The sequence below is a fragment of the Streptomyces turgidiscabies Car8 genome (genome assembly GCF_000331005.1).
Taxonomy (GTDB): Bacteria; Actinomycetota; Actinomycetes; order Streptomycetales; family Streptomycetaceae; genus Streptomyces; species Streptomyces turgidiscabies.
The window spans coordinates 1-3,337 of sequence record NZ_AEJB01000637.1; the positions used below are offsets into that span (position 1 = coordinate 1).

At 69.1% G+C, this 3,337-nt stretch carries 1 protein-coding gene; it reads right to left on the reverse strand.

Annotated features, from left to right (window positions below):
- Positions 1-124 precede the first annotated feature (124 nt).
- On the reverse strand, positions 125-3,337 hold a 3,213-nt coding region (gene icmF, locus STRTUCAR8_RS44355; protein ID WP_063748551.1), incomplete at its 5' end, for a fused isobutyryl-CoA mutase/GTPase IcmF.

Below are 3,337 nucleotides of genomic sequence, written 5' to 3' on the forward strand. Positions count from 1 at the left end.
CCGCACCAGCATCCGACACGCACACGACTCCGTCACGAAACCTCCACATTCATGGCGGCATGCAGTCGCAGATCGGCTTGAACGGCCTCTCTCACTCCCGTGCGCACCGGCGCTCGCCCTCTGCTCAGACGTTTCTCCGGTACTGGCCCCCGATCTCGAAGAACGCCTCGGTGACCTGGCGCAGTGTGCACACCCTGGCCGCCGCCATCAGCGCCTCGAAGGCGTTGTCACCGCCCACGGCGGCCTCCTTCAGACGTGCGAGCGCCTGGGTGGCCTCCGCTCCGTGCGCGTTCTGGAAGTCGCGGACGCGCGCGAGCTGGGACTCCTTCTCCGTCTCCGTGGCGCGGGCGAGCTCCACCTCGTGCGGTGCCCCTTCGCCGCCGGGCCGACGGAAGGTGTTGACGCCGATGATCGGCAGCGTGCCGTCGTGCTTGCGCTGCTCGTACAGCATCGACTCGTCCTGGATGCGCCCGCGCTGGTACCCGGTCTCCATGGCGCCCAGCACCCCGCCCCGCTCGTTGATCCGGTCGAACTCGGCGAGCACGGCCTCCTCGACGAGGTCGGTGAGCTGGTCGATGATGAACGACCCCTGGAGCGGGTTCTCGTTCATGGCGAGACCCCACTCGCGGTTGATGATCAGCTGGATCGCCAGCGCCCGCCGCACCGACTCCTCGGACGGGGTGGTGACGGCCTCGTCGTAGGCGTTGGTGTGCAGCGAGTTGGCGTTGTCGTAGATGGCGATCAGGCCCTGCAGGGTGGTGCGGATGTCGTTGAAGTCCATCTCCTGGGCGTGCAGGGACCGTCCGGATGTCTGGACGTGGTACTTCAGCTTCTGGCTGCGCTCCCCCGCCCCGTACCGCTCCTTCATGGCGACGGCCCAGATCCGGCGGGCGACCCGGCCGAGCACGGAGTACTCCGGGTCCATGCCGTTGGAGAAGAAGAACGACAGGTTGGGCGCGAAGTCGTCGATGTGCATACCGCGCGCCAAGTAGGCCTCGACGTAGGTGAACCCGTTGGCCAGGGTGAAGGCGAGCTGGCTGATCGGGTTGGCCCCGGCCTCGGCGATGTGGTAGCCGGAGATGGACACGGAGTAGAAGTTGCGGACCTTCTGCTCGATGAACCACTCCTGGATGTCGGCCATCATCCGCAGGCTGAACTCGGTGGAGAACAGGCAGGTGTTCTGCCCCTGGTCCTCCTTGAGGATGTCGGCCTGCACGGTGCCGCGCACGGTCGCGAGCGCACGCGCCCGCAGCTCGGCGGCCTCCTCGGGCGACGGCTCACGCCCCTCCGCCTCCCGGAACTTCTCGGCCTGCTGGTCGATGACGGTGTTGAGGAAGAACGCCAGTACGGTCGGCGCCGGCCCGTTGATCGTCATCGACACCGAGGTCGTGGGCGCGACAAGGTCGAACCCGTCGTACAGCGCCTTCATGTCGTCCAGGGTGGCCACGGAGACGCCGGACGTGCCGACCTTGCCGTAGATGTCGGGGCGTTCGTCGGGGTCACGGCCGTAGAGGGTGACGGAGTCGAACGCGGTGGACAGCCGGGTCGCCGGCTGCCCCTCGGACAGCAGCTTGAAGCGCCGGTTCGTACGGAACGGGTCGCCCTCTCCGGCGAACATCCGCGCCGGGTCCTCGCCGTCGCGCTTGAAGGGGAACACCCCGGCGGTGAACGGGAAGAGGCCGGGCAGGTTCTCCCGGCGCCAGAACCGCACCAGCTCGCCGTGGTCGGTGAAGGCGGGCAGCGCGACCCGCGGAATCCGGTTCCCCGACAGGGACTCACGGTTCAGCTGCGTACGGATCTCCCGGTCCCGCACCTTCACCACCTGCTCGTCGCCGGAGTAGGACGCCACGACCGCGGGCCAGTTCTGGATCTGGTCCCCGATCTCGTGCGGGAGGGCGCGGCGGGCGTCGGCGAGCAGCGACTCCACGCCTCCCGCCTCCGCCCCGGCCTCGACGAGCTCGCCCCGGACGGCGTCCAGCCGCTGCACACGCCGGGCCGCGTCAGCGAGCGCCTCGGTGCGTGCGTGATACGCCCGTACGGCCTCCGTGATCTCGGCGAGGTAGCGCACCCGCTCGGCGGGCACCACCCGCCGGATGCCGGAGGAGTGCCGTACGTCGACCGGTGTCAGGGCGCCTTCGGCCAGCGGCAGCCCATGCTCGGCCAGACCGACTTTCAGGTGTTGGTAGAGCGCGGTGACCCCGTCGTCGTTGAAGGTGGCGGCGGAGGTGCCGAACACCGGCATCTCCTCGGGCCGCATACCGAAGGCCTCACGGTTGCGGACCATCTGCCGGCCCACGTCACGCATCGCGTCCTTGGCGCCGCGCCGCTCGAACTTGTTGATCGCCACGACGTCGGCGAAGTCGAGCATGTCGATCTTCTCCAGCTGCGAGGCGGCGCCGAACTCCGGCGTCATCACGTACATCGACGTGTCGACGTACGGCACGATCGCCGCGTCGCCCTGGCCGATACCCGGTGTCTCCACGATCACCAGGTCGAATCCGGCGGCCTTGATCACGTCGATCACGTCGGACAGATGCTCGGGCAGCTCACGACTCCCCCGCGTGGCCAGACTCCGGAAGAAGACGCGGCTCCCGTCCAGGGAGTTCATCCGGATGCGGTCGCCGAGCAGCGCACCGCCGCCCCGGCGCCGGGTCGGGTCGACGGCGATCACGGCGATCCGCAGCTTGTCCTGCTGGTCCACGCGGAACCGCCGTACGAGCTCGTCGGTCAGCGACGACTTCCCGGAGCCGCCGGTCCCGGTGATACCGAGCACCGGCGTGACCCGCGCCGCGGCGGCGGCCCGCACCTGCTCCAGCAGCTCCGGCGGCAGCTTGCCCAGCTCCGCACCGGTGATGGCCCGGGCGATGGCGAACCGGTCGCCGGTCAGCACGGCGGCGGCATCGACAGCCTTGCTGTCCCAAAGATCAAAATCACAGTCCTTGACGACCGAGTTGACCATCCCGGCGAGACCCATCCGCTGCCCGTCCTCGGGCGAGAAGATGGTCACGCCGCTGCGGCGCAACCGGGCGATCTCCTCGGGCACGATGACCCCGCCACCGCCACCCACCACCTGGATGTGCTCGGCCCCCTGGCCGCGCAGCGACTCGACGAGATACTCGAAGTACTCGACGTGCCCACCCTGGTACGACGAGACGGCCACCCCGTGCGCGTCCTCCTCCAGCGCCGCGTCCACGACCTCCCGCACCGACCGGTTGTGCCCCAGGTGGATCACCTCGGCACCCTGGGACTGGAAAATCCGCCGCATGATGTTGATCGAGGCGTCATGCCCGTCGAACAGCGCGGAGGCGGTGACCAGGCGGACCGGATGCACGGGACG